General features: G+C 42.6%; 19 protein-coding genes and 1 other RNA gene. 4 read left to right on the top strand and 16 right to left on the bottom strand.

The annotated features are described in order from the left end of the window. Positions 1–36: 36 nt before the first annotated feature. The 3 genes from AC1XUE_RS12155 to lpxK are packed head-to-tail and all read right to left on the bottom strand — an operon-like array spanning position 37 to position 3,736. Complete coding sequence (locus AC1XUE_RS12155) at positions 37–630, bottom strand: MiaE family protein (RefSeq protein WP_483356247.1); 594 nt, start codon at positions 628–630, stop codon at positions 37–39. 58 nt (positions 631–688) lie between these two features. Beyond that, a complete protein-coding gene (locus AC1XUE_RS12150; protein ID WP_483356246.1) occupies positions 689–2,671 on the bottom strand; it encodes a putative porin in 1,983 nt (660 codons plus the stop codon). A gap of 24 nt (positions 2,672–2,695) precedes the next feature. Further along, positions 2,696–3,736 (bottom strand): tetraacyldisaccharide 4'-kinase, encoded by a 1,041-nt coding sequence (gene lpxK, locus AC1XUE_RS12145; RefSeq protein ID WP_483356245.1) that lies wholly within the window; start codon positions 3,734–3,736, stop codon positions 2,696–2,698. A 67-nt stretch (positions 3,737–3,803) separates the two neighbouring features. Here lpxK and AC1XUE_RS12140 point away from each other — a divergent pair, with 67 nt between their 5' ends. Next, positions 3,804–4,886 (top strand): o-succinylbenzoate synthase, encoded by a 1,083-nt coding sequence (locus AC1XUE_RS12140; RefSeq protein ID WP_483356244.1) that lies wholly within the window; start codon positions 3,804–3,806, stop codon positions 4,884–4,886. A 103-nt stretch (positions 4,887–4,989) separates the two neighbouring features. Here AC1XUE_RS12140 and hemF read toward each other — a convergent pair whose 3' ends face one another. Continuing rightward, complete coding sequence (gene hemF, locus AC1XUE_RS12135; RefSeq protein ID WP_483356243.1) at positions 4,990–5,910, bottom strand: oxygen-dependent coproporphyrinogen oxidase; 921 nt, start codon at positions 5,908–5,910, stop codon at positions 4,990–4,992. 217 nt (positions 5,911–6,127) lie between these two features. Next, positions 6,128–6,562 (bottom strand): PepSY-like domain-containing protein, encoded by a 435-nt coding sequence (locus tag AC1XUE_RS12130; RefSeq protein WP_483356242.1) that lies wholly within the window; start codon positions 6,560–6,562, stop codon positions 6,128–6,130. Between the two features lie 143 nt (positions 6,563–6,705). Between AC1XUE_RS12130 and AC1XUE_RS12125 the strand changes: the two genes are divergently transcribed. Together AC1XUE_RS12125 and ssrA are read left to right on the top strand one after the other, a co-directional pair. Beyond that, on the top strand, positions 6,706–9,030 hold the full coding sequence (locus AC1XUE_RS12125) for a TonB-dependent receptor (protein ID WP_483356241.1): 2,325 nt from the start codon (positions 6,706–6,708) through the stop codon (positions 9,028–9,030). 210 nt (positions 9,031–9,240) lie between these two features. After that, positions 9,241–9,612, top strand: a transfer-messenger RNA (tmRNA) gene (ssrA, locus tag AC1XUE_RS12120). A 300-nt stretch (positions 9,613–9,912) separates the two neighbouring features. On the opposite strand, the gene AC1XUE_RS12115 is transcribed toward ssrA, so the two are convergent. From AC1XUE_RS12115 to AC1XUE_RS12070, 10 genes are all read right to left on the bottom strand, one after another. Further along, entirely contained in the window at positions 9,913–11,118 is a 1,206-nt protein-coding gene (locus AC1XUE_RS12115) for an outer membrane protein assembly factor BamB family protein (RefSeq protein WP_483356240.1), read from the bottom strand. Then, complete coding sequence (locus AC1XUE_RS12110; protein ID WP_483356239.1) at positions 11,115–12,404, bottom strand: hypothetical protein; 1,290 nt, start codon at positions 12,402–12,404, stop codon at positions 11,115–11,117. Before AC1XUE_RS12110 ends, AC1XUE_RS12115 begins: the two co-directional genes overlap by 4 nt. Then, positions 12,397–12,975, bottom strand: a complete 579-nt coding sequence (locus AC1XUE_RS12105) for an RNA polymerase sigma factor (protein WP_483356238.1) — start codon at positions 12,973–12,975, stop codon at positions 12,397–12,399. The genes AC1XUE_RS12110 and AC1XUE_RS12105 overlap by 8 nt, the downstream gene beginning before the upstream one ends. 99 nt (positions 12,976–13,074) lie before the next feature. Continuing rightward, complete coding sequence (locus AC1XUE_RS12100; protein WP_483356237.1) at positions 13,075–13,995, bottom strand: hypothetical protein; 921 nt, start codon at positions 13,993–13,995, stop codon at positions 13,075–13,077. 459 nt (positions 13,996–14,454) lie between these two features. Continuing rightward, positions 14,455–15,306 (bottom strand): hypothetical protein, encoded by an 852-nt coding sequence (locus AC1XUE_RS12095; RefSeq protein WP_483356236.1) that lies wholly within the window; start codon positions 15,304–15,306, stop codon positions 14,455–14,457. A 747-nt stretch (positions 15,307–16,053) separates the two neighbouring features. After that, positions 16,054–17,346 carry a hypothetical protein gene (locus tag AC1XUE_RS12090; RefSeq protein ID WP_483356235.1) on the bottom strand — a complete coding sequence of 431 codons (1,293 nt, stop codon included), beginning with the start codon at positions 17,344–17,346 and terminating at the stop codon, positions 16,054–16,056. Further along, on the bottom strand, positions 17,321–17,917 hold the full coding sequence (locus AC1XUE_RS12085) for an RNA polymerase sigma factor (protein WP_483356234.1): 597 nt from the start codon (positions 17,915–17,917) through the stop codon (positions 17,321–17,323). Before AC1XUE_RS12085 ends, AC1XUE_RS12090 begins: the two co-directional genes overlap by 26 nt. A gap of 59 nt (positions 17,918–17,976) precedes the next feature. Then, on the bottom strand, positions 17,977–18,924 hold the full coding sequence (locus AC1XUE_RS12080) for a hypothetical protein (RefSeq protein ID WP_483356233.1): 948 nt from the start codon (positions 18,922–18,924) through the stop codon (positions 17,977–17,979). A gap of 638 nt (positions 18,925–19,562) precedes the next feature. After that, on the bottom strand, positions 19,563–20,630 hold the full coding sequence (locus AC1XUE_RS12075; RefSeq protein WP_483356232.1) for an SDR family oxidoreductase: 1,068 nt from the start codon (positions 20,628–20,630) through the stop codon (positions 19,563–19,565). 133 nt (positions 20,631–20,763) lie between these two features. Then, positions 20,764–21,354 carry a Crp/Fnr family transcriptional regulator gene (locus tag AC1XUE_RS12070; RefSeq protein ID WP_483356231.1) on the bottom strand — a complete coding sequence of 197 codons (591 nt, stop codon included), beginning with the start codon at positions 21,352–21,354 and terminating at the stop codon, positions 20,764–20,766. A gap of 586 nt (positions 21,355–21,940) precedes the next feature. Between AC1XUE_RS12070 and AC1XUE_RS12065 the strand changes: the two genes are divergently transcribed. After that, a complete protein-coding gene (locus AC1XUE_RS12065; RefSeq protein WP_483356230.1) occupies positions 21,941–22,186 on the top strand; it encodes a DUF3253 domain-containing protein in 246 nt (81 codons plus the stop codon). Positions 22,187–22,312: 126 nt separating this feature from the next. Here AC1XUE_RS12065 and AC1XUE_RS12060 read toward each other — a convergent pair whose 3' ends face one another. Beyond that, positions 22,313–23,167, bottom strand: coding sequence for an AraC family transcriptional regulator (locus AC1XUE_RS12060; protein WP_483356229.1), 855 nt, complete (start codon positions 23,165–23,167; stop codon positions 22,313–22,315). Between the last annotated feature and the right edge of the window lie 126 nt (positions 23,168–23,293).

The following is a 23,293-nucleotide window of genomic DNA, read 5'->3' as shown; positions in this document are numbered from 1 at the left end:
CGGACGAAAATAAGGTAATTCGGGCTAGGAAGATAATCAATGCATGCGGTCGCTTCGGGTACCGAGTGTTTTCATGATTGCTGCTTCCTGAAAAAGTAATTCCTTCCAGCGGTTTCGTACCATATCCTGTGGCATGTATTGTTCCGCAAGCTCTATAAAAGTACGGTAATGCCCGGCTTCGGAAATCATGAGTTCGCGGTAGAATTTTTGCAGATGTTCGTCTTCGAGTGCCTCCGACAGCAATTTAAACCGCTCACAACTGCGTGCTTCTATCAAAGCACATATCAGAAGCTTGTCAAGCAGTGCTTCTTCGTAATCACCTTTGTTACGCACCAGCTTCATCAACTGTCCAACGTACTCATCCTTGCGTTGTCTGCCAAGTGGTATGTTCCGTTTTTTTAATTCTTTCAAAACCCTCTGAAAATGGCCCCATTCTTCCGCAACAATCGGTGTGAGTATTTCCACTATGTTGGTTTTTTCAGGATAATGCACGATCAATGATATACAGCTGGAAGCCGCTTTTTGTTCACAATAGGCATGGTCGATCAGAATATCACCAATATGCATGGCAGCTATATCAACCCATCTTGGGTCGGTTGGAAGTTCCAGACCGAGTGTGGTTATAGACATGGATTTAATGTATTTGGTTGAAATCTATGCTTATTCCCGAGTCATAGATTGATCAGGATTAGTCAAACAGCGGCCACAATACACCGAACGAGAAGGCGCGACCCTGTCCCATATAGGTAGGAGTGATATAGTAACCTGCCGGTGCGGCACCCCAAAGATTCATATTCACATATGACATCTGGAAGAATAATCTCACGCGGTTGATACGGATATTGGCGAAAGCATCCGTAATGACCCGTCCCTGAACTTGTGTTGTGTTCTGGCGGTGGAACTGCTGCGTAACAGGCATATAGGCATCGGCAAAGTAGGACGAGCGGTAACGTGCAGCAAGTCCAAGTTGTATGTGAAGTACTTTGGCATATACAAAATCATACGTCGCTTCTCCGCTTGCAAAGAGGTTAGGTACTTTGAAAATTTCACTATTGTCGGTCCCGGACAAGTAGGCCATACCTGCAAAGTTCCATCGTTTGAAGTGACTGGCGGTAGTGGCGCCTATACGGTAAAGGCCAAAGCGACCATTGTATTGTGTAGGCAATGCGAGGGTATCATAATAGATATAATCAACGATCTGATGTATATATGCGTCAGCGGTGAAATCGATTTTTTTAGATCTGATAGGTGCGGAACCGTAGAAGGTCAGCACTTTTTGACCGTTGAAATTATTGCTCCAGTCGAAGTGATTGCCCAGATAGCGTTGTGTAAGCAAATCCGGAGCGGTCTGGATAATCTGCACGCCGGCTTTTCCCCATTTGGTGCTTAACTCTCCTTTCAGGTTATACTCAAAATTAGCTGATAAGTTCAATTCAGCTTCAGCTGTCAGATGTTGTGCTGAATCTTTAAGATAGTAAGCCAGCCATGCGCCGACGATATTATCGAATCGTAAACCGGTACGATATGTTGCATACGGACTTCCGCTTACATTGGAATCCTGTCCTTTGGCATTCATACCATATAAACGCGGTCTAAAGTATGCCCGGTAATTAAAACCTGATAAATAACCTTTAAAACCGAGCTTGGTGTCCAGAAGCTTGTAATAAATATCCTGTCGGCTGGTGGTGGAATCGAAATTGATAGTTTTGTAAATGTCATTGGTAATTCCCTGAGAAATATCCCGATCCGTGTAACGGTTAATGATACTGGAATACTCTCCTTGTTGAAATAGCTGGAAGCCGTTGGCCAGTTTGTATTGCTGATACACGTGAAAGACATGGCGTCGTTCCCATGAATTGGCATTATCACTAATGCGAGCAGGCCCATCGTAAGGATACGGATCAACAACTCCTGTAATATCATCCCTGGTCAGAATTACACCACCTTGTTCGCGCACTTTCTGATTCAAATGGCGATAGTTGGCAAGCAGCAGGTATTTCTTGTCTTTGGAAAAGAAGCTGGTATGAATGAGCATTGTCCAGTTTTGTCCCAGAAATGCGCCTGAACTCAATGTGTTATAATTTCCGTATTGCTTGTTGGAAGTGAACCTTTCAAAATTCAACCCGAAGTTAAATCTGGAGTGAACGTTTTGTGAATATCCGAATTTTCCCAATGAGGTTTGCTTGCCACCATTGATGTAAGACAAGTAAGTATGCTGGGACTTGGTATCGATATATTGTACTTCATCTGCTTTGATAGCGTATGTATCATAAGCACGCATTCCTAGTTGAGCACCGATGTCTTGCCTGGGTTGGAAGAAAATATTTCTTGATGCGGTCAAGGCATTGCCCAGATCAACCAGTTTGCCCCACGATTTGTCAATGGGGGACCAGCGATGAAAGTTAGTTAGCGAAGTGTCGACATGATAACGAACAGAATCTCTGTTATTCAGAATATCATTTTCAAAATAGTGAAGGGTGGTTTTAGGGCCATATATATTCTTGGTACTATCATCCAGAACTGCTCCTCCACCACCTCCGCTACCAAGGCCCCCGCCGCCGCCTCCACCGGGCATTTTGATGCCTCCGGGCAAGTTTACCTGAGCCAACGCTTGCTGCTGCCAAAAAACGATGCTTAAAAGGGAAAATATAATACTAAAAGCAATTCTCATAAACGAAACTCTAATACGCCGTTTTTAATGGATGTTTTGGGTTTTTTGCCGTATCCAGTTATCGAAGTTGCTGGTTTCATTTTTGAAATCTACGACAATGGGTATATAAACAAATTGAGCTGTAACACCCGCTTTTTCCACTAATGGTTTCAGCTTAACCATGTCCTTTTCAGTTGTAACTACAAAAGTATCGTTTTTTAAGTACTTAATCAGGTCTTTGAGGTCGTCTAATGCGTAATTATAATGGTCGGGGAAAATAATTTCTTCTATAACGTTATAACGCTGCCTGGCATGTGTAATAAACGTATCCGGATTCGCAATACCAGCAACCAGTTTAACATTATTTAACGTAACCGGGCTCCCATTGTAGCAAACTGCCACCCCATATTGTATGAAGGAGAAGAAAACAGGAGTTCTGTCTGTACTGTAATTGCCGATTTCGGAAGTAATCTGATGCTTCTCTTCTTCGGTAAGAGTCGATGGACATTTCGTGACAATGATGGCGTCAGCTCGTTTGGCTCCGCTTCTTGTTTCACGCAATCGTCCGGCAGGGAAGGGCAGATCTTGATAGAATGGGCGGTGATAATCAGTCAACACCAATTTAAGATCCTGAAGAATTGCCCTGTGTTGAAAGGCATCGTCGAGCAGTATCAGTTTCACTTCAGGTTTGGCTGAAGCGATTTCTAAAGCACCCATCACACGTTTTTCGCAAACTGCTACAGTTACGGAATCTCCGAATTTTTCAAAATACTGCAACGGCTCATCGCCGATATCGGCTGCTCCAAGAGAAGGTCGGGCGAGTACAAATCCTTTGATTTTCCGGCCATAGCCTCTGCTCAGAATAGCGATGGAATGCTGTGGAGACAGCAAACGCACAAGGTATTCTGTCATAGGCGTTTTGCCAGTGCCACCTACTGTAATATTGCCGATAGACAATGTGAATTGTGACGGCCTATGAGAACGTAGGATCTGCTGGTCGTACAGCAGATTTCTGATATCGGTAATTAAACCGTATAACCAGGAGAGAGGTGTTAATATGACTTTAATCCAATTGCGTTCTATCATCTTATCTGCATAATTACGTATTTTTTGGCTAATATTGCAGCCCTGGAAAAATCTGACACCATCAATCATGCCGTTAAAAATTGTCTTTAAACCTCATACGCTGTGCTTCAAAAAGCAAGCCGGAACGTCGCGTGGGGTGATGATGGAACGGAAATCATGGATTTTGCATGTTAGCGATACTGTGCAACCGGGTGTTGTAGGGTATGGAGAATGTGGTCCACTACCAGGATTGAGTATCGATGATTTACCTGATTTCGAGAACCAGTTAGCTGATGTCTGTTCACTCTTCAATGAGCTGGATTTAGAGGTGTATCCTTTCAATCTATCCATCATTCTTGAGCAGGTTATTCCCGAGCACCTTCCTTCTGTCAGGTTTGGAATAGAAACTGCCTTACTGGATTACATGAATGGCGGTCACAGAATTATCTACCCAACTGCGTTTACATCAGCAAGGAAAGGAATTTTGATGAACGGGCTGATATGGATGGGGACTTTTGAAGAAATGCAGGAGCAGGTTCAGCAGAAATTAGAGCAGGGCTTCTCAACTTTGAAAATGAAAGTCGGAGCAATTGATTTTGGACAGGAGCTAAAGGTGCTTTCCTCTGTAAGGGATCAATATGCTGTATCTCAGATTACATTGCGTGTAGATGCGAACGGTGCATTTAGTGCGGAAGATGTCGATTTGAAACTGGACGCACTTGCCCGGTTTGATCTGCACTCAATTGAACAGCCTGTTAAAGCGGGGCAGCATGAGTTGATGGCAAAAGTGTGTGCGAGTTCACCGGTGCCGGTTGCTTTGGATGAGGAGCTGATCGGGATATTTGATTACAGGGAAAAATTTGCGTTGTTAAAAAAAATACAACCCACATATATCATTCTGAAACCTGGCTTATTAGGCGGCTTTCAGCAAACAACTGAATGGATCGAAATTGCTGACAGGTTGAAAATTGGCTGGTGGGTTACTTCAGCACTTGAATCGAACATCGGTTTAAATGCGATTGCACAGTTTACTTCGAAGTTTCAGAATGAGCTGCCCCAGGGATTAGGCACCGGGCAGCTATATCATAATAATTTTGAATCTCCGCTTTATATCAAAGACGGCCATTTGTTTTATGATTTGAACAAGGAATGGGAGCTACCGTCGTTTTGAGTGCTATGTTAATGCCTCGTTACCGGTCTGAACGTATTTTTGCGGTCTGAACGGGCAACCAACCTACAACTGAGCGTTACCGTTCAGACCGCCGAAATGGCGTTCAGACCGGAGCCCATTCCACACCTTTGCGCAGCCATTGTAAGGTTGCTTCTTCTTTGGACCCGATTTCCGGTATCAGATTGTATTCCCAGTTGGCTTGTGGTGGCAAACTCATCAGTATAGATTCTGTGCGTCCGTTGGTTTCCAGGCCAAACTTCGTACCCCTGTCCCAAACCAGATTAAACTCGACATATCTTCCTCTACGCAGATATTGCCATTCTTTTTCTTCTTGAGTAAATGGGATGTCGCGGTACCTGTCCATCAGCTTCGTGTATACAGGAGCAAAGCTTTCACCTATGTCCCTAACAAAATCAAACAGCTGCTCCTTGGACAATCCCTGCCCGTTTCCTTCCTGGTCCGGTTTAAGATAATCGAAGAAAATACCGCCCACGCCGCGCGTTTCATTTCTGTGTTGTATAAAGAAGTAGTCATCTGCCCAGCTTTTGAAAGTGGGGTAGAAAGCAGTATGATGCTTATCACAAACTGCTTTAAGATGCTGATGGAAATAGCGTGCATCATCTTCGACCACGTAGTGGGGAGTAAGATCAATACCGCCGCCAAACCAGCACGTGCCATTGCTGAGCTCAAAATACCGCACGTTCATATGAATGATAGGTACATGCGGATTGCTCGGGTGCATGACGATAGATACGCCTGTCGCTGTGAACTGAAAGTCATCATTTTCTCCCAGATTCATCTGCTGGCGAAGACGTGGATGCACTTCTCCACGCACACTCGAAAAGTTAACACCGCCTTTTTCCAACACATTGCCATGCTGTATCAGGCGCGTTCTGCCACCTCCTCCGGAATGATGCTCCCAGGCGTCTTCCTTAAATTTGGCTATCCCATCGGTCTCCTCAATGGCTGCACAGATGTTGTCTTGTAATGTTTTGAAAAACGATTCTATATCTTCAATATTCATATACTGTTTCTTGTGTTACCGGGCAAAAATACGATGATATATATATATAACGGTAGCTTGAATAGAGACAGAATGGTCTTTTGCCGGAAATAAATGTTTATCCAGTTTTAAGCGGCAGGAAAAAAATATGATTTTTTTTCCTGTTAAGCAGACAAGGACGAAGCGCTGGCCTCGTCCTTGTCTGTTGTTGAAAAAGTGTAAGTGTTACTGGTATATCTTAGTTATCAATTCTTAAAAAACCTCCGCTCAGATTGAATTTCAGTTCAATGCGATTTGAAAGTTTTACCTCCTGATCGGTTTTATTCTTTTCCCATTCTACAATAAATTCGTCGGGATAGTTAGCCTTTACATATTCCAGCACTTTAAGCGGAATGACGGAATCCGGCAGTTTCAGATTGATCGGACTTTCAGCGTCGTAGCAGCTGCCATTTTTGTCAAATGTAAGCTTCACCTGATTATTCAGGAATACATCATAAGTGACTTCCAGGTCGTCCCGTTCTTTTACCACCTGCTGCACTTCGGCAGTAGGGAAATGTGCCTCTACGAATTCGCGGGCGCCACTCGGCATATCGTTTTCGTTAACCACTTTTTCTTTGTCGCAGCCTGTTAGTAAAAGTAAGCTAAATACAAGGCTTGTCAGTGCGATTCTCATAAGATGTCAGTTAGAATATTTGTTATGTTTAGACTGAGACAATCCATTAAGAGTTTCCCCCTATGGTTTGATAAATAAATTAAATTTGTGATCGCCTGGTAACGCACTATTTTTGTGCCAGTGTTCCATATACCTTTTCTCAAATGCTTCGAATTCTCCTGATCCTTGTATTTACGACTTCTTTTTGCTTTGCTCAAAATTATACATCTACCATACGTGGCACTGTCCGCGACGCAGATACCGGCCTGCCTTTGTCGGGTGCAGCAGTTACCTTAGATAAAGCAGGAGAAGGAGTAAGCTCCGATGAAAACGGCAGCTTCCGGTTTGCACAGATCCCTGTAGGCAGATACGTATTGAAAGTTTCCTATCTGGGTTATGAATCTATTGCAGTTCCTGAAATACTTTTGGAATCAGGACGGGAAAATGTGCAGGACATCAGGCTTAATCCTTCCGGTCAACAATTGCAGGAAGCTACCATTACCAGCAATCGACCAGGCGCTTTCAACAGTGTACAGGAAATCACCATCGAACAAACGTTGCGATATGCTGCCACTTATCTCGATCCGGCGCGGGTAGCGACTTCTTTTCCTGGAGTTGCTGCTGCAAACGATCAGGCAAATGGACTTGTTATTCGAGGAAATTCGCCAAATGGTATGCAATGGAGACTGGAAGGGGTTGAGATCGTAAATCCCAATCACCTTTCCAACGCAGGTACTTTCAGCGACCGTGCAACAACAACTGGTGGAGGCGTAAATATTCTCAGTACACAGTTACTTTCAAATTCGTATTTTTTGTCTGGCGCTTTTCCGGCGCGGTATGGCAATGCGCTTTCCGGTGTGCTGGATATGAATCTTCGAAAAGGAAATGATGAAAAGCCGGAATTTGTAGCACAGGTTGGACTCATCGGAATAGACGTAGCTGCAGAAGGCCCTTTTTCGAAGAAATCGAAGGCATCATATCTTGCCAATTACCGCTATTCTTTTACCGGCCTTTTAAGTGGAATCGGGATTGATTTCGGAGGAGAGGCTAATAAATATCAGGATTTTTCATTTAACATTCATTTACCGACAGAAAAAGCAGGCACTTTCACCATTTTCGGATTAGGCGGTGTCAGTGAAAACGTCTTCACTGCCGAGAGAGACAGTTCGCTATGGGAAGTGCAGAAGGACGGGCGGGATATTATCTTTAACAACAAGATGGGTGCTGGCGGTATCACCCATGCGTTGTCAATCGGAAGCCGTACTGCATGGAATACCACTGTAGTTGCCTCAGGCCTGACAACGACGCGCGAAAGTTATGATGTAAATGCTTTGGGAAATAACCGTACTCTCACCGACCGTGACGAGCTTACTAAGGAACGACTGTCTGCCAGTAGCTACATCATGCACCGGATCGACGACAAAAGCCGCTTAAAAGCAGGGCTATATCTTACCGGACAATTTGATAAAATAGGATTAATAAGATATTGGGGGAGGTCAGAAAATGCAATAATCGGATGGCTGGTTCAGCCCTTTGTAAACTGGACCTATCGGATTTCAAGCAGGATAACCTCTGAAGTAGGCCTGCACGCTATGTTGAGCACATTAAAGACAAATATAAATAAAGGCAATTCTTCTACGTTGGAGCCAAGAGCTGCACTGAAATGGCAGGTGAACGAGAGTCAGTTATTAAGTTTCTCGTATGGACTTCACAGTCAATTACAACTTCCACAAGTCTACTTGTCGAATTTTAATACGGTTGGTGCCACAGGTAACCTACATGTGGGTCCTACGAAATCACATCATCTGGTGGTAAGTTATCAAAAGAACTTTGTCAAAACCAGCAGCCTGAAGTTGGAAGCATACTGGCAACAATTGATAGATGTGCCGATAGATGGAAGCTTACGCAATTCATTTTCAGCAATAAACCTGGTCGAGAATGAAATAAGCCGTAGATTGACGAATACAGGAACAGGAAGAAATTATGGAATTGAAGCTACGTACCAAAAGCTGCTGACCGACCAGTATTACGTGCTTGCCTCCGGTTCTTTATACGACGCAACTTATGTAGGAAGTGATGGCATAAGACGTGATAACCGCTTCAACGGGCGACATACATTCAGTTTTACGGCAGGCAAAGAGTTTAGAAAGAGAGAAACGAGCACCTGGGGATTAAATGCAAAAATTCTATGGATTGGAGGATTTAGGGATACACCTATTGATATTGAAGCCTCTACAGTCAATAATACAACAGTATATCTGCAAGATCAGGCATTCTCATTGAAAATGAAAGACTACTTCCGGCCTGACATTCGGATATACTGGAAAAAAAGTAAAGCCCGCTATAGCCGGACTCTGGCGTTGGATTTGCAGAATATTACAAGTACAAAAAATGAAGCGTATAACTACTACGATACTTTTCAAAAGAAAGTCGTTACCCAGTATCAACTGGGGCTGATTCCTGTTTTGAGTTACAGATGGGAGTTCTAAGATCCGGTCTGAATTGCATATCGGGTATGAATGGAGAAGCCGGTTACTTTTATCAATGAATCGGTAAGTATAAAATTTGTCGGTTGTTAAGCATTTGGTAATCAGTATCGAAGAATTTTTTTAAAATTACTTTGAACTATTATTCAACTGCATTTGTCTTTTCATAGCAACAATACTTTGCTTTAAGCGAAGTACCTGTTCCAACAAAATGGGGGTGACTGGTATTGACAGCGGGCTGAGGTTCTGTGTGTAAGCATGTCGGGAGTTGAGAGTACCTCCCGGAAATAATATTCTCAAACAATAACTGGCGAAAATAACTACGCCATGGCTGCTTAATCCGGAGGATTAACCAAATGCCATCATCTCTCCACCCTACGTGCTGCTGGGTGGGTTAAGGGGTGTCGAAACGCAGCGCTGGTTGGAATAGCGGTACGGAAATCCAACGAGACACCAGTATCTAAGGCCATGACGCGGGTCCGCCGTGCACCTTGTCAGGTTCGAAAATCTAATCACGGATAAGCATGTAGAAGGCGCAGGGTTTCCCTGTTCTGGACCAGGGTTCGAATCCCTGCATCTCCACAAAATGCCGTTCAAAAGCACTCAAAACCCCGTTTAAATCATTTAAACGGGGTTTTGAGTTTCTGATCTAGTATCAAAATTTTCAAAAACAACCAAAACTTATTGTAGTCTTCCGTGTGGTCTTTTTGTTAGATATCAAGATCGTTAAAAGCAGAATCAAAAGACATTCACCGGCAGGATAACAGTCTTCTGATACTGCCTGCCAATGGCTTGTTAAAAAAATACATCCCGGTGATTAAAACTTATCCAGAAATCCGTACTCTGATTTTTGGTCAGCCACCCTCATACACGTAACCCTGGCTGTCATTGGTTAATCTCGTCGGAGCTTACCACCTGGAAAGAGGTCAAAAGGTTATCCGGATTGACGCTAAAACTGATTTCCCAGATTTTCTGCCCGTTGCGGGCATCCAACGCAAAAAGCTTTTTGTTATCTAGAGGCACATACAAACGGTTGTTTTTCGCAATCAGCTCGCCCGGTGCCATGTACAGTCCGTCTCCGGCCCAAACCTGCCACTTCTTCTTCCCGGTCTGAGCCTCTAATGCGTAAATCTTGCCGTTGGGATTGCTCACATATAATACTCCGTCCATCACCTGTGCAGAGGAGGAGAGCCGGTCAGAATTCTCTATCAGATATTCCCACTTCTTGGCTCCCGTTTTTACATCCAGTGCAAGCAGTTTCTTATTGCTATCAGTAAAATAGACTAATCCATCAAACACACTTGGTGGGGTCATCATATATTGGCCGGTAGGATAGCTCCATCTGACAGAACCATTTGTTTTTTCAATGGCTGTTAAGGACTCTTCGGTATATAGCAGATAGATGTCTTCTGTGACCACAGGCAGCTGCGCGGACAGATGCTTCTTCAGAATCTTGCCTGTGTTTTTATCGATGACGTAAGCTCCGTTCATTGTGCCGACATACAATTTGTCACTACTGATATTTAATGTAAGCGGCTGACCTATGTTTAGGTCTGATACCCATTTTTGTACGCCTGTTTCTATATCGGTAGCAAATAGGCTGTACTTGAAAGTGATTCCGTAGTCGACTTCTCTGAGTCCCATGTAAGCCACACCATCGGACACTTTGATAAGTTGGTTAAGCTGATAGGTCCCGCAGCAACCAACCATGTAGCTGGGTTTCAGTTCATTTTTGACTGCCGAAGTGATTTGTCCTGTAGCAGGATTAATCACGGAGAGGTTTCTGGACGTATCCTGTTCAGCGTATAGTGTTGTGGTATCAGTAAAGGCTTGAATACGGTGGAGCTTTGAATCATTGACAAACAAAGCTTTCCCGTCCAGGGCAAATTGGGCGACTCCGGAAATTTGCCATTTAATAGCGCCTGTTTCCGCTTCTATAGCTGTCAGCCCATCGGGTCCTGTCTTGGCAAGGACCAAATCTTCGCTGATAAGTGGAAGTGGATCCACTGTGGAGCTCTTCGGAGTGCAGGCTGCCAGTAGACAGACTGTAGCTGTAAAAACAGACCCTGATAATCTAATGTATCTCATCATTCAAAATTTTGTTTTATTGTATGGTTAATTTTCATGTTCATCATAATTCCTACCTGATAGGGTCTGTACTTCCATGTCTGATCTAAAATAATCCTTTGATTTAATCCCAGTTCTGCAAAAGGTCCAACGGAAATGATTTGTCTGGGGCCATAAACGACCGGCCTGGTCAATGCCAGATTAACAGAAACAAAACCTTGTCTTTCTTTGAGCAGTCTTGCATACTCAGCACCTACCTTCAAATCAAACTTCCGGAGTGCGCCTTGCAGAGGGACGAGTTTCACTACCCGAAGCCCGATCATGTGAAGCTTTTCATCTTTTGTATAGCTGTCTCCTTTTTCGATCATTGTGAACTGATCTGCGGAGGTATTGACGATAACCTCGCCGTTACCAATCTCATAACTCGACCAGTTTCTGATAAATGAATAATTCATTAAGAATTGAAAACCGTCAGTCTGAATACCGGTGTTGAGTTTGATACCTTTTGACAGCAGCGACATAAAGGGTGCGAAGCCGAAATTCTGAAATCGGGTTGATACATTGGAGGTGACATTCAGCATCTGATAGGTCTGCAGCGGAATCACCGAGAATAAATAAACTACCTTGTTTGATTTGATCTTCTGGTCTGAAACCAGCGTTTGCTTTACGCTTACCGATGGCAGGTTCATTGCGAGCCCACCGTTATATTCAATATTACGAAGGCTATGGATTGTCTGATGATGCGCTGCAAAAACTGAATCTGCAGGTAGCTGCAATGATGAATGGTCTGATGGGCGCCTCTGCCCGGCTTGGTTTACACCGGCCCTGAGTTCCTGCTTTTGCGGATGAGCTGCAATCTCTGGTACTACTTTATTTGCTTCAGAGCTGTAAGTAACGGCTGAAGACAACGGGTTGGTTACCCTTATTTGAGGGCCCTGCTTTTGCTGTGAAACAGCTGTATATTTCTGCCGGTTTTCGGTAAACTGGTTTGGCTTGCTGCCACCTGGCTTTTTTGAAGTAATGTATCCGTTTTGCTTCTGATTTTTCTGGGCGCGCGCCAGATTTTCACTTTTGACTACGGGCGTAGGGGTGAGCCAGTTTGATACACTTTCTCCTGTAAAGTATATCAATAGCAGGCCTACCACCAGCGCTGAGCCAATCAGATAGAAGCGGGTACCGTTGTATGAGTTTCCTATTTCGCCGGCTATACGCTTCCATAATGCCGGCTTTACATCAGCCTCCAGGTCATCAAATCTGTTTTGCAGACCTTTCCGTAAAGCTTCGTCGAGAATTTTGTCCGGTTCAATCATTCTGAAAAATTCCCTTTTGTTGTAGTTTCTTGATCAATAAATTCCTTCCTCGTCTGTACTGAGATTTGGAGGTGCCTTCCGATATTAGCAGCATGTCAGCAATGTCTTTATGCGTATATCCATCAATGAGATAAAGGTTAATAACGGTTCTGTACCCGTTAGGCAGACTATTTATCATACGTATCAAAATCTCGAGGTCCATTTGATGAATAATTCTTTCATAATCATCAGCTTCAAACAGCTGCTCAGTGGTTTCCGAATGCAATTCTATGAATCCGTTTTTCGTAGTCCGGTGATAGTAATTGATCGCAGTGCGTATAACAATGGCTTTTATCCATCCATCTGTAGCGCTGATCTCCTTAATTTCCTGAATATTTCGAAAAACTTTTATAAACGCGTCCTGAAAAATGTCTTCTGCTTCAGCTTTGGTCCGGGCGTACCGAATACAAACTGCAAGCATTCTGCTCTTGTACCGTTCATACAAAATATGCTGAGCCCTGGGGTCCGACCGCTGACAGGCTTCTACCAGTTCTTCAATGCTGTTGTATTTCTTATTTCTTGAAAATATCATTAACTCTAATACTTTAACCAGATACGGCTCAGGATGCAAAACTGGTTACTAGCAGCCCATTTGATGATTTGAATTCCAGCAGGATGATTTCGTTGTGGCCTACCTGATAGACGCCTGATATTTCTGATCACTCAAAACACCGTTCTGGTCAAAATAAAGATGTATTTTCTCGTCAGCCTTTACATTTTTGACAAGATCAATGCGGTATCCGGATTTGCCCCCGTCTTCAAATCTGATACCCCAGAAAAAATCGAACCCTTTATATTCAGGATTGTTAGCTACAAAGTTCCGGATTGCTGCCGGGTAATCGCTAAGCTGATTGTAAAAGTCGACTTTTCCCAGGTAGGAGTAGATCAGATTTCCACTGCCATCAAAAATCAACTGATGGACGGTGGGATCAATAACCTTGGAGCCTATTCCGTACAGGATTTTATCGTTCGGATAAACATACATCTGCACACCTGACTGCATGGTATTGTGATGTGTTGATAGAAAATCCTTAATCGTATTTGGAAGAATGTCTGTATTGTACACATAGAACTCAGACTGTATTGTCTGCGAGATCGTTACGATGTAGCGTAATTGTGGTCTGTTGTAGAAGAACCATTTAACAGTGAATTTTTTCCCATTCCATTCGTAGTCGGCCATAAAATCAAAACTTCCATCAAAGAACATAGCGCCTCTGCGAAAATTGCTGAAATGTCCCCCGGCGTAAGAGGTTTGAGAAATGACTTGGCGAAGGGAATCAGGTACCTGACTTTCCAACAATTCGCTTATAAACAAAAGCCTGCTTCTGTCGACGACTGAGTTATAGCGATTGCCTCCGCTGTGAAAATTTGCATCCCAAATCTGCTCAGTTACAATGGGCTTAAAAACCAGATCAACAGCATCCGGGAAACTATCTTTCACTACCTGCACCACGTCTAGTGGCACTACCGCAGGCTGTGGGTTACGCTCAGTGACCGTGTTGCAGCTGTAGAAACACCATGTGGCCAATATTAAAAATGTTAAAATCTTCACGTTAATGCGCGTTATAAAAGGTTTGTAAGCATAAGACACCGGATCAGACCTTTTAGGTAGCATCGCATTGAAAATTTTTTTTCAATGCGATGCTAAGCAGAGTCAACTGCAACAGATATATCGGATACCAAGACTTGTTATGGCTGTGTTACAGCTATTTTAAATTCAGATTTTATACTTACGAAATGAGTGGTGTGAGTGGTAGTCACATGTTAACTGCGTTTGGAATCCATATACAGATGCCTGGTATTTAATAGGTTAGATATTCTATTTTCTACTTTGCCCAGCTCTGATGTCTTGACCTATCTTGCTCGAAAGGCCTTTGGCTTCGCCAGTAGCTTTACTTTTTAATCCAAGTCTAAGATTTTATGTTGAGGAGTTTGATGGCACATCTATCAAATAAAATGCCGTCCCGAATAATTCGAGACGGCATTTTTATCATGCATTATAATCTTATAATTACTTCGCAAATGTTTCGTAGTCATAAGTAAGGACCGCTCCTTTTGTAACATTCTTTTGGGTCAGCGGCAGGCCTTGCTCGTTATAAGTGTATTCGGTCCGTTGAGGTTCACTTCTGCTCGTCCGCCAGCTGACCTGATTATTCCGGCTGCAAGTAAGCGACGGGCTAAACATGTATGACCATTTGTAAAACGGGTTAATTTTGTCATCATATTCATAGTAATAGGTAATCACTACCTGACCTTGTGGATCCAGCGCTGTTGTCTTTACGATGTTTCCATTTTCGTAAGTATGCTTTCGGAGCTCGGTGGTTTCACTTCCCCATATAATCTTCCCTTCCTCAAATTCTTCATAAACAAGACCGTCGCTGTTCAAACGGTAAGTGACTTTGGCGTTGGGTGACAGAAAATTAGCTAGTAAATTTCCTTCGATATCCACTAGTAAACTTGTTGCGACTATTGTGCTGTCCGTGTATTTATAATTCGTTTGGTACCCTTTGACTCCGTTATCAGTGGGATTTTCTCGTAGGGACCTGATAACGGTAAGACGGCCCTGCTCGTCATAGGTGTATACGCTTGTGCTCAGGCCCGCGTATGTGTCTGTGGGTATGCTCACTTTTTCCAGCTCGCGCTCCTTTGCGTAAGTGAAATAGGTGTTGGTGAACATGGGCCCAAGGCCTCCATTGTCTCCGGTGACCAGCATTTGTTTTATCCGCAGATTTGTTGCGGGAATTTCGGTAGCTTTTCGCTGGCTATCAGATGATGCATCGCCAGGCAGGATTGTTTCGGAGTCGGTCTGGCACCCCCAGGCTGCCATAACCAATAGGCAAATAGTGAATCGATGAATGCGCATTTTACAAAAAGTTAAATGTTGAAAAATGTGAATAGGGAATTTGTCGGAATGACGAATTAAGATCGCAAATCGAGTCGCTCCCAGACATTAGACACGTTTTTTACCGACCGCAGTTGCATCTGCCAATGAAATTTCTGTAACAAAAAGCTTTCGCCAGTCTCTAAATTGATGTTCCCTTTTACTTTAATTCTTCGTTCAGATAGCCCAATGGCATTTTTTTCGTCCGTTTACTAAGTTACAGAATAAATGCGTGAGACCCGGAATAGTCGTTAATGAATGAAGTTTGCTGGACTGACCACTTGCTTTTTCGAATGTAATAGAAAGCTAAAGTTTTTCACACCATTTTCAACAATGTTTAATCAAGTACGGATGAAGCTTCTTTATAGGCCGGATAACTATAATCTGCAGACAATCGGATACTGCTAATACAGATTAATACATCGGTGGACTCAAGCACAAAGGTTATAATTTGTCAGATCTTGTAATGAGTAAGGCGCGAACATGTATGGCAGAATATCTTACATTTTCTTCTGCCGGCTTAGGAACAGCTCTTCTACAACCATTAGGGTAGCAGGCTCCCACTGATAACATTGTTATTGTGAAGACGATGCCTGATGATCTGTTAACACTGATCATCCAGGCTTTAATTTATCGTTTATTTATACATGTATGACACCTACTTATAAGGATTTATACTTCTGGATTTCACTGGAAAGGCTGGTTGATTGATACAAAACATTCCAGGTACTATTTCATTTTTACACCTAATAATATACCAACTAGATAAGGTCTCGACTTCCAGGTCTGACGTGCTACTTCCCGTTCTGTGAAGCTGTATTGGAAGTATGGCCCTATTTCCAGACGTTTGCCGCCTGGCCTGTAGATATTCTTGTAGAAACCAATATTTCCCCAAACCAAATCCTGATTTTGGGTCATCAGCCGGGTATAGTCCACGCCCACATTGATGCTGTAATTTCGAAGGATATTTGGGGGTATCATAAGTCTTTGCCGAATCCCGACACCAAGCAAATGCGAACGTTCGTCTTCCAGATGTTTTTCGCCGATGATAGTCATACGATATTGGTTGTCATCAACCCGTGTGGCAAGTACCTGATTCGTTCCTATTTCATATTCATTCCAGTTCCTCATATAAGTATAGCTCAAAAGGAATTGTGTATGTTTCTTCTCAACACCAGCTGTTAGTTTGTAAGACAAAGATTTTGACGATAACAACGGAACAAACTGCAGGTTCTGAACACGATCTTCAGCAGACGGGCTCAAATTCACGAGCTGAAAGGTTTGCATCATGGAGACTGAGAAAATGCCTCTGACGCCAGATATAAGTGATGGCTTTTTAATCGCTTCTTTTATAGCGTTTGTAGGTGGTGCTATAGTGAATGGATCGAACGAAACAACCATGTTTACAGAGTCAATAGGAGATAGCAATTCCAACTCAGCAGAACGTAAGTTCGTAATGTGCGCCTTATGATAACCGGCATTAATATCTGTTTGGTGGGAAACATGGTTTTCTGTATTGACCTGGGTGATCTTGTGGGAACCAGGTATTGAAGCTGATTTGCCTAATGAAAATAAAGTGTAATTGCTGCCCCCTTGCCTAAGGGCCATTTTAATGTTTTGTTTTTGAACTATTCGTTGCTTTTTAAATGCAACGACGTTGTTTTTTAAAACAGGCTCTGCATGTTTCAGCTGTAAATCATCCTTACTAATTGCACCTTGTTGTGTTTTTGAGCCCGGTTTAGCCTGTGTTAATGTGGTATTTCCAGTTTTATTTTTGTTGAAAATGGAGGAGTCCTTTTTACCGAAGTCCGCTGGCGTTTGTACCCAATCAAGCAGAAGAAATGAGGCTATTAAAAATAGCCCGCCTATCAGAGGAATCAAATAAAGTCTGTTGGGTGATTTGTCCAGAGCGGCAAAAACAGGTTTGCGCACGCGGTCTTTTCCGGGCACTTTATAATCTTCAAACTTTTCCCGCAGCCTTTTCCCCAGCTCGTTATCAGCTTCTTCTTCCGGTGACTTCATAAGATTCGATTCCTAATTTCTGTAACTTCTTAATTAACAATACGCGCCCGCGATTCATCTGTGATTTGGAAGTCCCTTCTGTAATAGAGAGCATCTGAGCAATTTCCGCATGTGTGTACTGATCAATCAAGTACATATTGAGGACAGTCCGGTAACCATCCGGAAGGCTCCGTATTACCGCCAGCAAAAGTTCGGTGTCCAACTGTTCAATGATCCTGAAGGAATCACTCGCATCGATTGCTGATTCTGAGATCTCTAGAGATGAATGCAATAGCTCATTCTTAGTCGTCCGATGGTAGTAATTTATGGCAGTTCTGATCACGACCGATTTTACCCATTTGTCGGCTAACTCAGGCTGTGTGACCTGACGGATATTCTCAAAAATTCTGATGAAGGCTTCCTGTAGAATATCATCAGCTTCCGCATCTGTTTTTGCATACCTTGCACAAACGACTTTCATTCTGTCCCTGTACCGATCATAAAATGCATTTTGTGCCCGCCGCTCCTGCCGCTGGCACCCTTCAACCAGCTGGGTTAGGGAAGCGTAATCACGCCATTTAAAAAATCTCATCAGAGGTACGGTCAATCCAGGTCGGCCCGTAGGCCGACCTTTCGATCAATTTTTAAAGGTTATCTGTAAAGCGCGAAGTACTCACGGTACAATGGTTTTTTGTCTTTATCAAAAACAATTAGCCACACGTCCAGTCCACCGGTGTTTCCCAGCGGTTTTTGACCTCTTACTTCATAAGTTGTTATACCATCCTGTTCATTTTTGGTGATGCTGTTAATTCCTATTTCAAAATCAAAATCTTTATAATCCTGCTCAGTGGCAAGAAAGTTTTTGATATCTGCCGGAAGTGCATCTACATTTTCCAGGTAGACAGACTGATCCGAACCAGCCAGCAATTGGCTATTCTCATCAAACAGAAGCTGGAAATCCACACCGTTTTTGTGAAGATACAGCTGGTATATTTTCTTTCCCTGGTTACCGATCAAAACCATTGCGAGGGAAAAACGATACCCCTTACCCTGAATATATTGCTGCAAAGATTCAGGTAAATCGTTTGCGCCTGTTACCCGGAATTTCTGGTTGACAGGTGCCATTTCCAGGGTATACATGGTTGGGAAATTACCATCAAAAGTCGTAACCCGCCATTTTAATAAATAGGGATTTCCCTTCCATTCATATTCAGCCAGAAAAGCGGATTCAAAACTCGCCCGTTCGTAAGCATATTCCTCTTCCCGGAAGTTCGAGAACGTACCTCCCGCGACAAAGCTTGGAGCCATCAGGCTTTTCAGCTTGTCGGGCACATCCGAACCTGCAAGTCTGGACGAAGAGAGCACATTTGCCGGGGTTAACACACCGCTGTACTTTTTGGTCTTTGATTCGAGATCTACATTCCAGATCTTATCTTTCAGCAGCTCGGTAAAAACAATATTCTGCGGGTTTTCGTACGTTTTTTCAACTAGTTGCATCACCTCGGAGGGGATCTGCGGACCGTTTGGTGTGGGGTCTGTAACTCTGTTACAACTCCATAGAGCAGCTGTCGCTACCAGCAGAGTAATCAAGTTCTTCATGATATCAATAGATATTTGCGTAAATAAAAACCGGGTTAATTTTTCTGGTACCGGCTCTTTGACACAGGAAAGAGATTACAGGGTTGCATCAGATCAAAAAAATTTTCTGCTGGATTAAAATGTTGGTGGAGATTTCTGTGGTTCTGACCACAGGAATATGAAAAGCATGGTTTTTAGACCCGTACATTTTAAGTAGTAACAAATAACTGATTAATGTGATATATAATTAGGGTTAGACAATTTCCTAAAGTTTTCATCTGCTTTAAACACATCACTACCCCCGTCGATTGGCATTAAAGATCTGAAGATAAGGACTGAAGAAAAAGCCTTTGGTAGGCAAAGCCGTCGTTAAAATAAGGAACTTGTCCATAATCAGGCTAAATTAAGTTGTTCCCGTAGGCGAACAAGTCGTCTCCTGGAATAGTGAATGCTAAGGCGTTAGATGTAAATCCATGACCGAGCTCAAATCAAACATTTTATAATCCTTACCATCGGAGAAGTCTAATTTACCTTACAATGATGAAAGCCTTAAGCGTGAACTAAAAATCCTATTCGGAAAAAAAGGAAAAATCGAAGGTAATAAACAGCAGCTGGCTATATGAATAATCCGGATCATAAAGCCAGTTACCATTTGTGTTTTAAGGAATTAAGTTTTCTGATCTCAATATTTTAAATAAGTTGAAGAACGAATCGCGCGTATCCTGATAACCAACAAAACCTAGTTTACGGCTTTTCGACATGTCTGTCATTACTTCAAGAGGGCGACTCAGATCAAGGTCTGTATGCCAGGGTGAAGCCAGACGCTCTATTTTTTGCTCTTTCAGATTGTACTTATTTGCTAGCTGCTGCCAAACCGCGGCATCGTTTGCCATCTCTAATTCAAGTGGATGGATGCTGCCACCAAAACCGATTGCTTCAACCTCAAACCATTCTGCGATTTGCTTCCACAACCATTTCCAACGAAAGATATCCCCATTAGCAATATTGAAAGCTTCGTTCCAGGCCGCTTCGGTTGTAGAAGCCCAGATCATGTGTTCAGAAAGTATTCCTGCATCTGTCACGTCTGAAAGGCCATTCCACTGTTCGGAAGAACCGGGGAAATGGAATGCCCGTCCGGTTTCCTTGCAAATGGAGGCATAGACTGCAATCGTAGTGCCCATATTCATCAAATTACCAATTGCCTTTCCAATCACAGAATGGGGCCTGTGAATACTCCATGTGAATCCATCGCGCTCTGCCGCTGCATAGACTTCATCTTCCTGGGCGTAATAAAAATTTTCCAGCTGCAGCCTTGGATGTTCTTCGCGAACAGGGGTTTCGGGTAATGTACCAGCCTTCACATAAGCATCAAAAGGTCCGAGATAATGTTTCAGCCCGGTTACCAGTGCAACGTGCTGTATAGATTTTTTTGGTGAAAGGGCATTTAGTAAATTCCGGACCATGGCACTGTTGACCCGGATATTTTCAGCCTCGGTTTCATTGCGCATCCAACTGGTAAAAAAGACGTGTGTCGGCGCAAGGTTTTGAAGTTTTTCTCTAAGGTCTTCAACATGGAGCAGGTCTGCAGATATAGGTTTTAACCCTGCGATATCTGTTTTTGGATTTCGTGCAAGACCATAAGTGATCCAGCCGTTTTCGATTAGTTTTTCAGCGAGGGTGCTTCCGGTGATACCGGTTGCACCTACTACCAATGCAATGTTTTCCATCGTTATTTTCTAATAAGTATGATGTAAGATCAGAATTGCATTTAATGAAATGTGATTCTGTAGTTTCTTACAAAATTACTAACGCTGTATGGGTCTCAAAATGACCTGGAGCAAGAAATAGGCTTGATCCAGATCAAGAGCTTTTGTCCTGTTTAGCCAGATTCTTCCTGATTCGGCTGATTGTTTCGGGAGCTAGTCCAAGATAGGAAGCAATCAGATTCTGCGGGATACGTTCAATGATTTGCGGGTTCGACTCGGCCAATTGCAAATATCGTTCTTTAGCACTATGGGTGATGGTACTCATTAACCGGCGTTCTTTGGTGACAATGCTGTTTTGATAAAGAATGCGAAAATACCTGTCCATAATAGGGACCTCAACAGTCAGCGCTTCGTAGTCTGCTTTTGAGATAAGCAATAAGTCTGAATCCTCAATGGCATCAATATTAAATACTGCTGGCACATCAGATAAAAAGCTGTTAAAATCAGATAGCCACCAACCTTCCCAGCCAAAAATACTCATATGTTCCTCACCCTTGATATCCACATTATAAGTGCGCAGAAGACCCTTTGCCACAAATGTTAAATGCTTGCAAATTTCCCCTTCTTGCAACAAATACTGCCGTTTTCTGATTTTTCTGGCTACAAAAAGCGTTTCGATTTTTTCTTTATCCTCGTTAGTAAGCGAAACCTTTTCCTGAATGTGGTGAAAGAGTACGTCAATCATAAGTCAGCCAGTCTAAATTGACACAAAGATAAAGTAAGAATTAGTCAGTGTATAATCCTGTTGACTCACTTTTTTGCTGAAAATGAGACTTCTTCCATGGTAGGTCAAATTTGTGTCGACTTATTTCAGAGCTACACAAAGTTTACAAAAAAGTGGTATTGAAATTAACAACTCCAAACTTTACCGATTCTGAGCTCCCATGCCGCATCATGATGTGCCCCAAATGGATGCTGCTTCGGAAAGCTACATCAGGCTACTGTCTACATCGATATTTACTCATGTAAGGAAAATTATTAAAACGAGATGATATATTTCCTGACCTCAGATCCTATGTAATAGATTTTTTACAACAGGCAGTTTAAGTAACCATCATATCGTTTTGATGCAACACAGCAGTCAAAAAGTCGTTATCATGGGAGCTGCGCTGCTTCTGCTTGACGGATCCAGCGATAAACTTTAAACTAGGTTGGAGAATTTAAACTAGGTTGGAGAAAAAGTAGGAGGGGAGTATAATTCGATCATCTCGTTTAGCAGCAGATCGGGATCTTTGTTATGGTTTTCTACAATCTATTCCAGTAGCATACGTATGAGGCATTACGAGAAAATAGCAACAACCATCCTATCTACTGCCATTCATCGTGGCGCTGAAAAAAGTACCTGTCCTTCTGAAATTGCACGCGTGCTATTTCCCGACGACTGGCGTAAGCATATGAAAGATGTACTCGAGGTAGCCATTGATTTACATAAAAAAGGTAATGTAGCAATAACGCAAAAGGGAATACCTGTTGATGTTAACGAAATCAAGGGACCGGTCCGCATTAAAATTATCTGAACGTAGCATCATATTATCTATCTTAAAAATAGGGTAACCATCCTTAAGCAAAGTCTTTGGAACCAGTTGGAAGCCAGCATCGCCTACTTGAAACATGCCAAAATAAAATCTGGTGATGTTTTACCATCAGAAAAAACTAGCCTGGTATTCTTTGGGAGTAACTCCTTTAACTTTCTTAAAATGCCTGTAAAAATTGGATGTATTTTCAAATCCGCTGTCCAGAGCTACATGTTGTATCGTGTAATCCGTTTTTATAAGTAATCTGCAAGCATGGTTAAGCCGTACTTCTGTAAGAAAATCAAAGTATGATTTATTGGAAGTCATTTTAAAGTAGCGACAAAAAGAAGTAACGCTCAGGTTTGTAAGGCGCGCCACATCTTCCGACAGAATTTTTTTTCTAAAATTTTCTAAAGTAAATAACAGCACCTTTTCCATTCTGTTTCCATCCAGCTGACTAAATTTTGCAAACTCGGTACTGTTAGATAAAGCCTCGTACTCCTTGCTTTCGAGTAAAATAGCGTAAATTCTAAGCAAGTAAACAATCTTATTCAGGCCTGTTTCTAGTTTCATTCTCCACATGAGCCGTTTAATTTTCTCTTTGGAGCTGCCTTTGATAATAAGTCCGGTTTTGGCTTGTTCAAAGAGTCTGTTTATTCCTTGTGTTTCGTATACATTCAGAAACTCCTTTCCAAGGCATTCGGGATGGAAGTGTAGAACCAAAGCTTCCACATGATTATCCGAAGAACTGGAGACATTACATTTCCAGGTATGTGGTACGTTTGACCCCATAAGGATCATATCATCTTGCTGGAAGTTTCCAATACTGTCGCCTACAAATCGAATTCCTTCTCCTTTTATCAAATAATGAAGCTCTATTTCGGGGTGATAGTGCCAGATGGTTCCAAACTGTGCTACTACATCGTGACGAATGCTAAAGGCATTGTTTAAGGACTTTGGGACAACGTGAAATTTGGGTACCATATCTTACTAAAGTCTACTATTGTGTATGAAATTAAAGAAATTATATAACGGTTTTACTAAATATGATAATATGTTGGATAAATTGGAAAATCTAAGGAAATTATTTTGAATACGAGCAATCCATCT

The sequence above is a fragment of the Dyadobacter sp. HNCC25DJ187 genome (assembly GCF_056895255.1).
This window is presented reverse-complemented; position numbering and strand designations above follow the sequence as displayed.

Coding starts and splice junctions, on each gene's coding strand:
- AC1XUE_RS12155 (WP_483356247.1), bottom strand. CDS start 630: ATGTCTATAACCACACTCGGTCTGGAACTTCCAACCGACCCAAGATGG.
- AC1XUE_RS12150 (WP_483356246.1), bottom strand. CDS start 2,671: ATGAGAATTGCTTTTAGTATTATATTTTCCCTTTTAAGCATCGTTTTT.
- lpxK (WP_483356245.1), bottom strand. CDS start 3,736: ATGATAGAACGCAATTGGATTAAAGTCATATTAACACCTCTCTCCTGG.
- AC1XUE_RS12140 (WP_483356244.1), top strand. CDS start 3,804: ATGCCGTTAAAAATTGTCTTTAAACCTCATACGCTGTGCTTCAAAAAG.
- hemF (WP_483356243.1), bottom strand. CDS start 5,910: ATGAATATTGAAGATATAGAATCGTTTTTCAAAACATTACAAGACAAC.
- AC1XUE_RS12130 (WP_483356242.1), bottom strand. CDS start 6,562: ATGAGAATCGCACTGACAAGCCTTGTATTTAGCTTACTTTTACTAACA.
- AC1XUE_RS12125 (WP_483356241.1), top strand. CDS start 6,706: ATGCTTCGAATTCTCCTGATCCTTGTATTTACGACTTCTTTTTGCTTT.
- AC1XUE_RS12115 (WP_483356240.1), bottom strand. CDS start 11,118: ATGATGAGATACATTAGATTATCAGGGTCTGTTTTTACAGCTACAGTC.
- AC1XUE_RS12110 (WP_483356239.1), bottom strand. CDS start 12,404: ATGATTGAACCGGACAAAATTCTCGACGAAGCTTTACGGAAAGGTCTG.
- AC1XUE_RS12105 (WP_483356238.1), bottom strand. CDS start 12,975: ATGATATTTTCAAGAAATAAGAAATACAACAGCATTGAAGAACTGGTA.
- AC1XUE_RS12095 (WP_483356236.1), bottom strand. CDS start 15,306: ATGCGCATTCATCGATTCACTATTTGCCTATTGGTTATGGCAGCCTGG.
- AC1XUE_RS12090 (WP_483356235.1), bottom strand. CDS start 17,346: ATGAAGTCACCGGAAGAAGAAGCTGATAACGAGCTGGGGAAAAGGCTG.
- AC1XUE_RS12085 (WP_483356234.1), bottom strand. CDS start 17,917: ATGAGATTTTTTAAATGGCGTGATTACGCTTCCCTAACCCAGCTGGTT.
- AC1XUE_RS12080 (WP_483356233.1), bottom strand. CDS start 18,924: ATGAAGAACTTGATTACTCTGCTGGTAGCGACAGCTGCTCTATGGAGT.
- AC1XUE_RS12075 (WP_483356232.1), bottom strand. CDS start 20,630: ATGGAAAACATTGCATTGGTAGTAGGTGCAACCGGTATCACCGGAAGC.
- AC1XUE_RS12070 (WP_483356231.1), bottom strand. CDS start 21,354: ATGATTGACGTACTCTTTCACCACATTCAGGAAAAGGTTTCGCTTACT.
- AC1XUE_RS12065 (WP_483356230.1), top strand. CDS start 21,941: ATGAGGCATTACGAGAAAATAGCAACAACCATCCTATCTACTGCCATT.
- AC1XUE_RS12060 (WP_483356229.1), bottom strand. CDS start 23,167: ATGGTACCCAAATTTCACGTTGTCCCAAAGTCCTTAAACAATGCCTTT.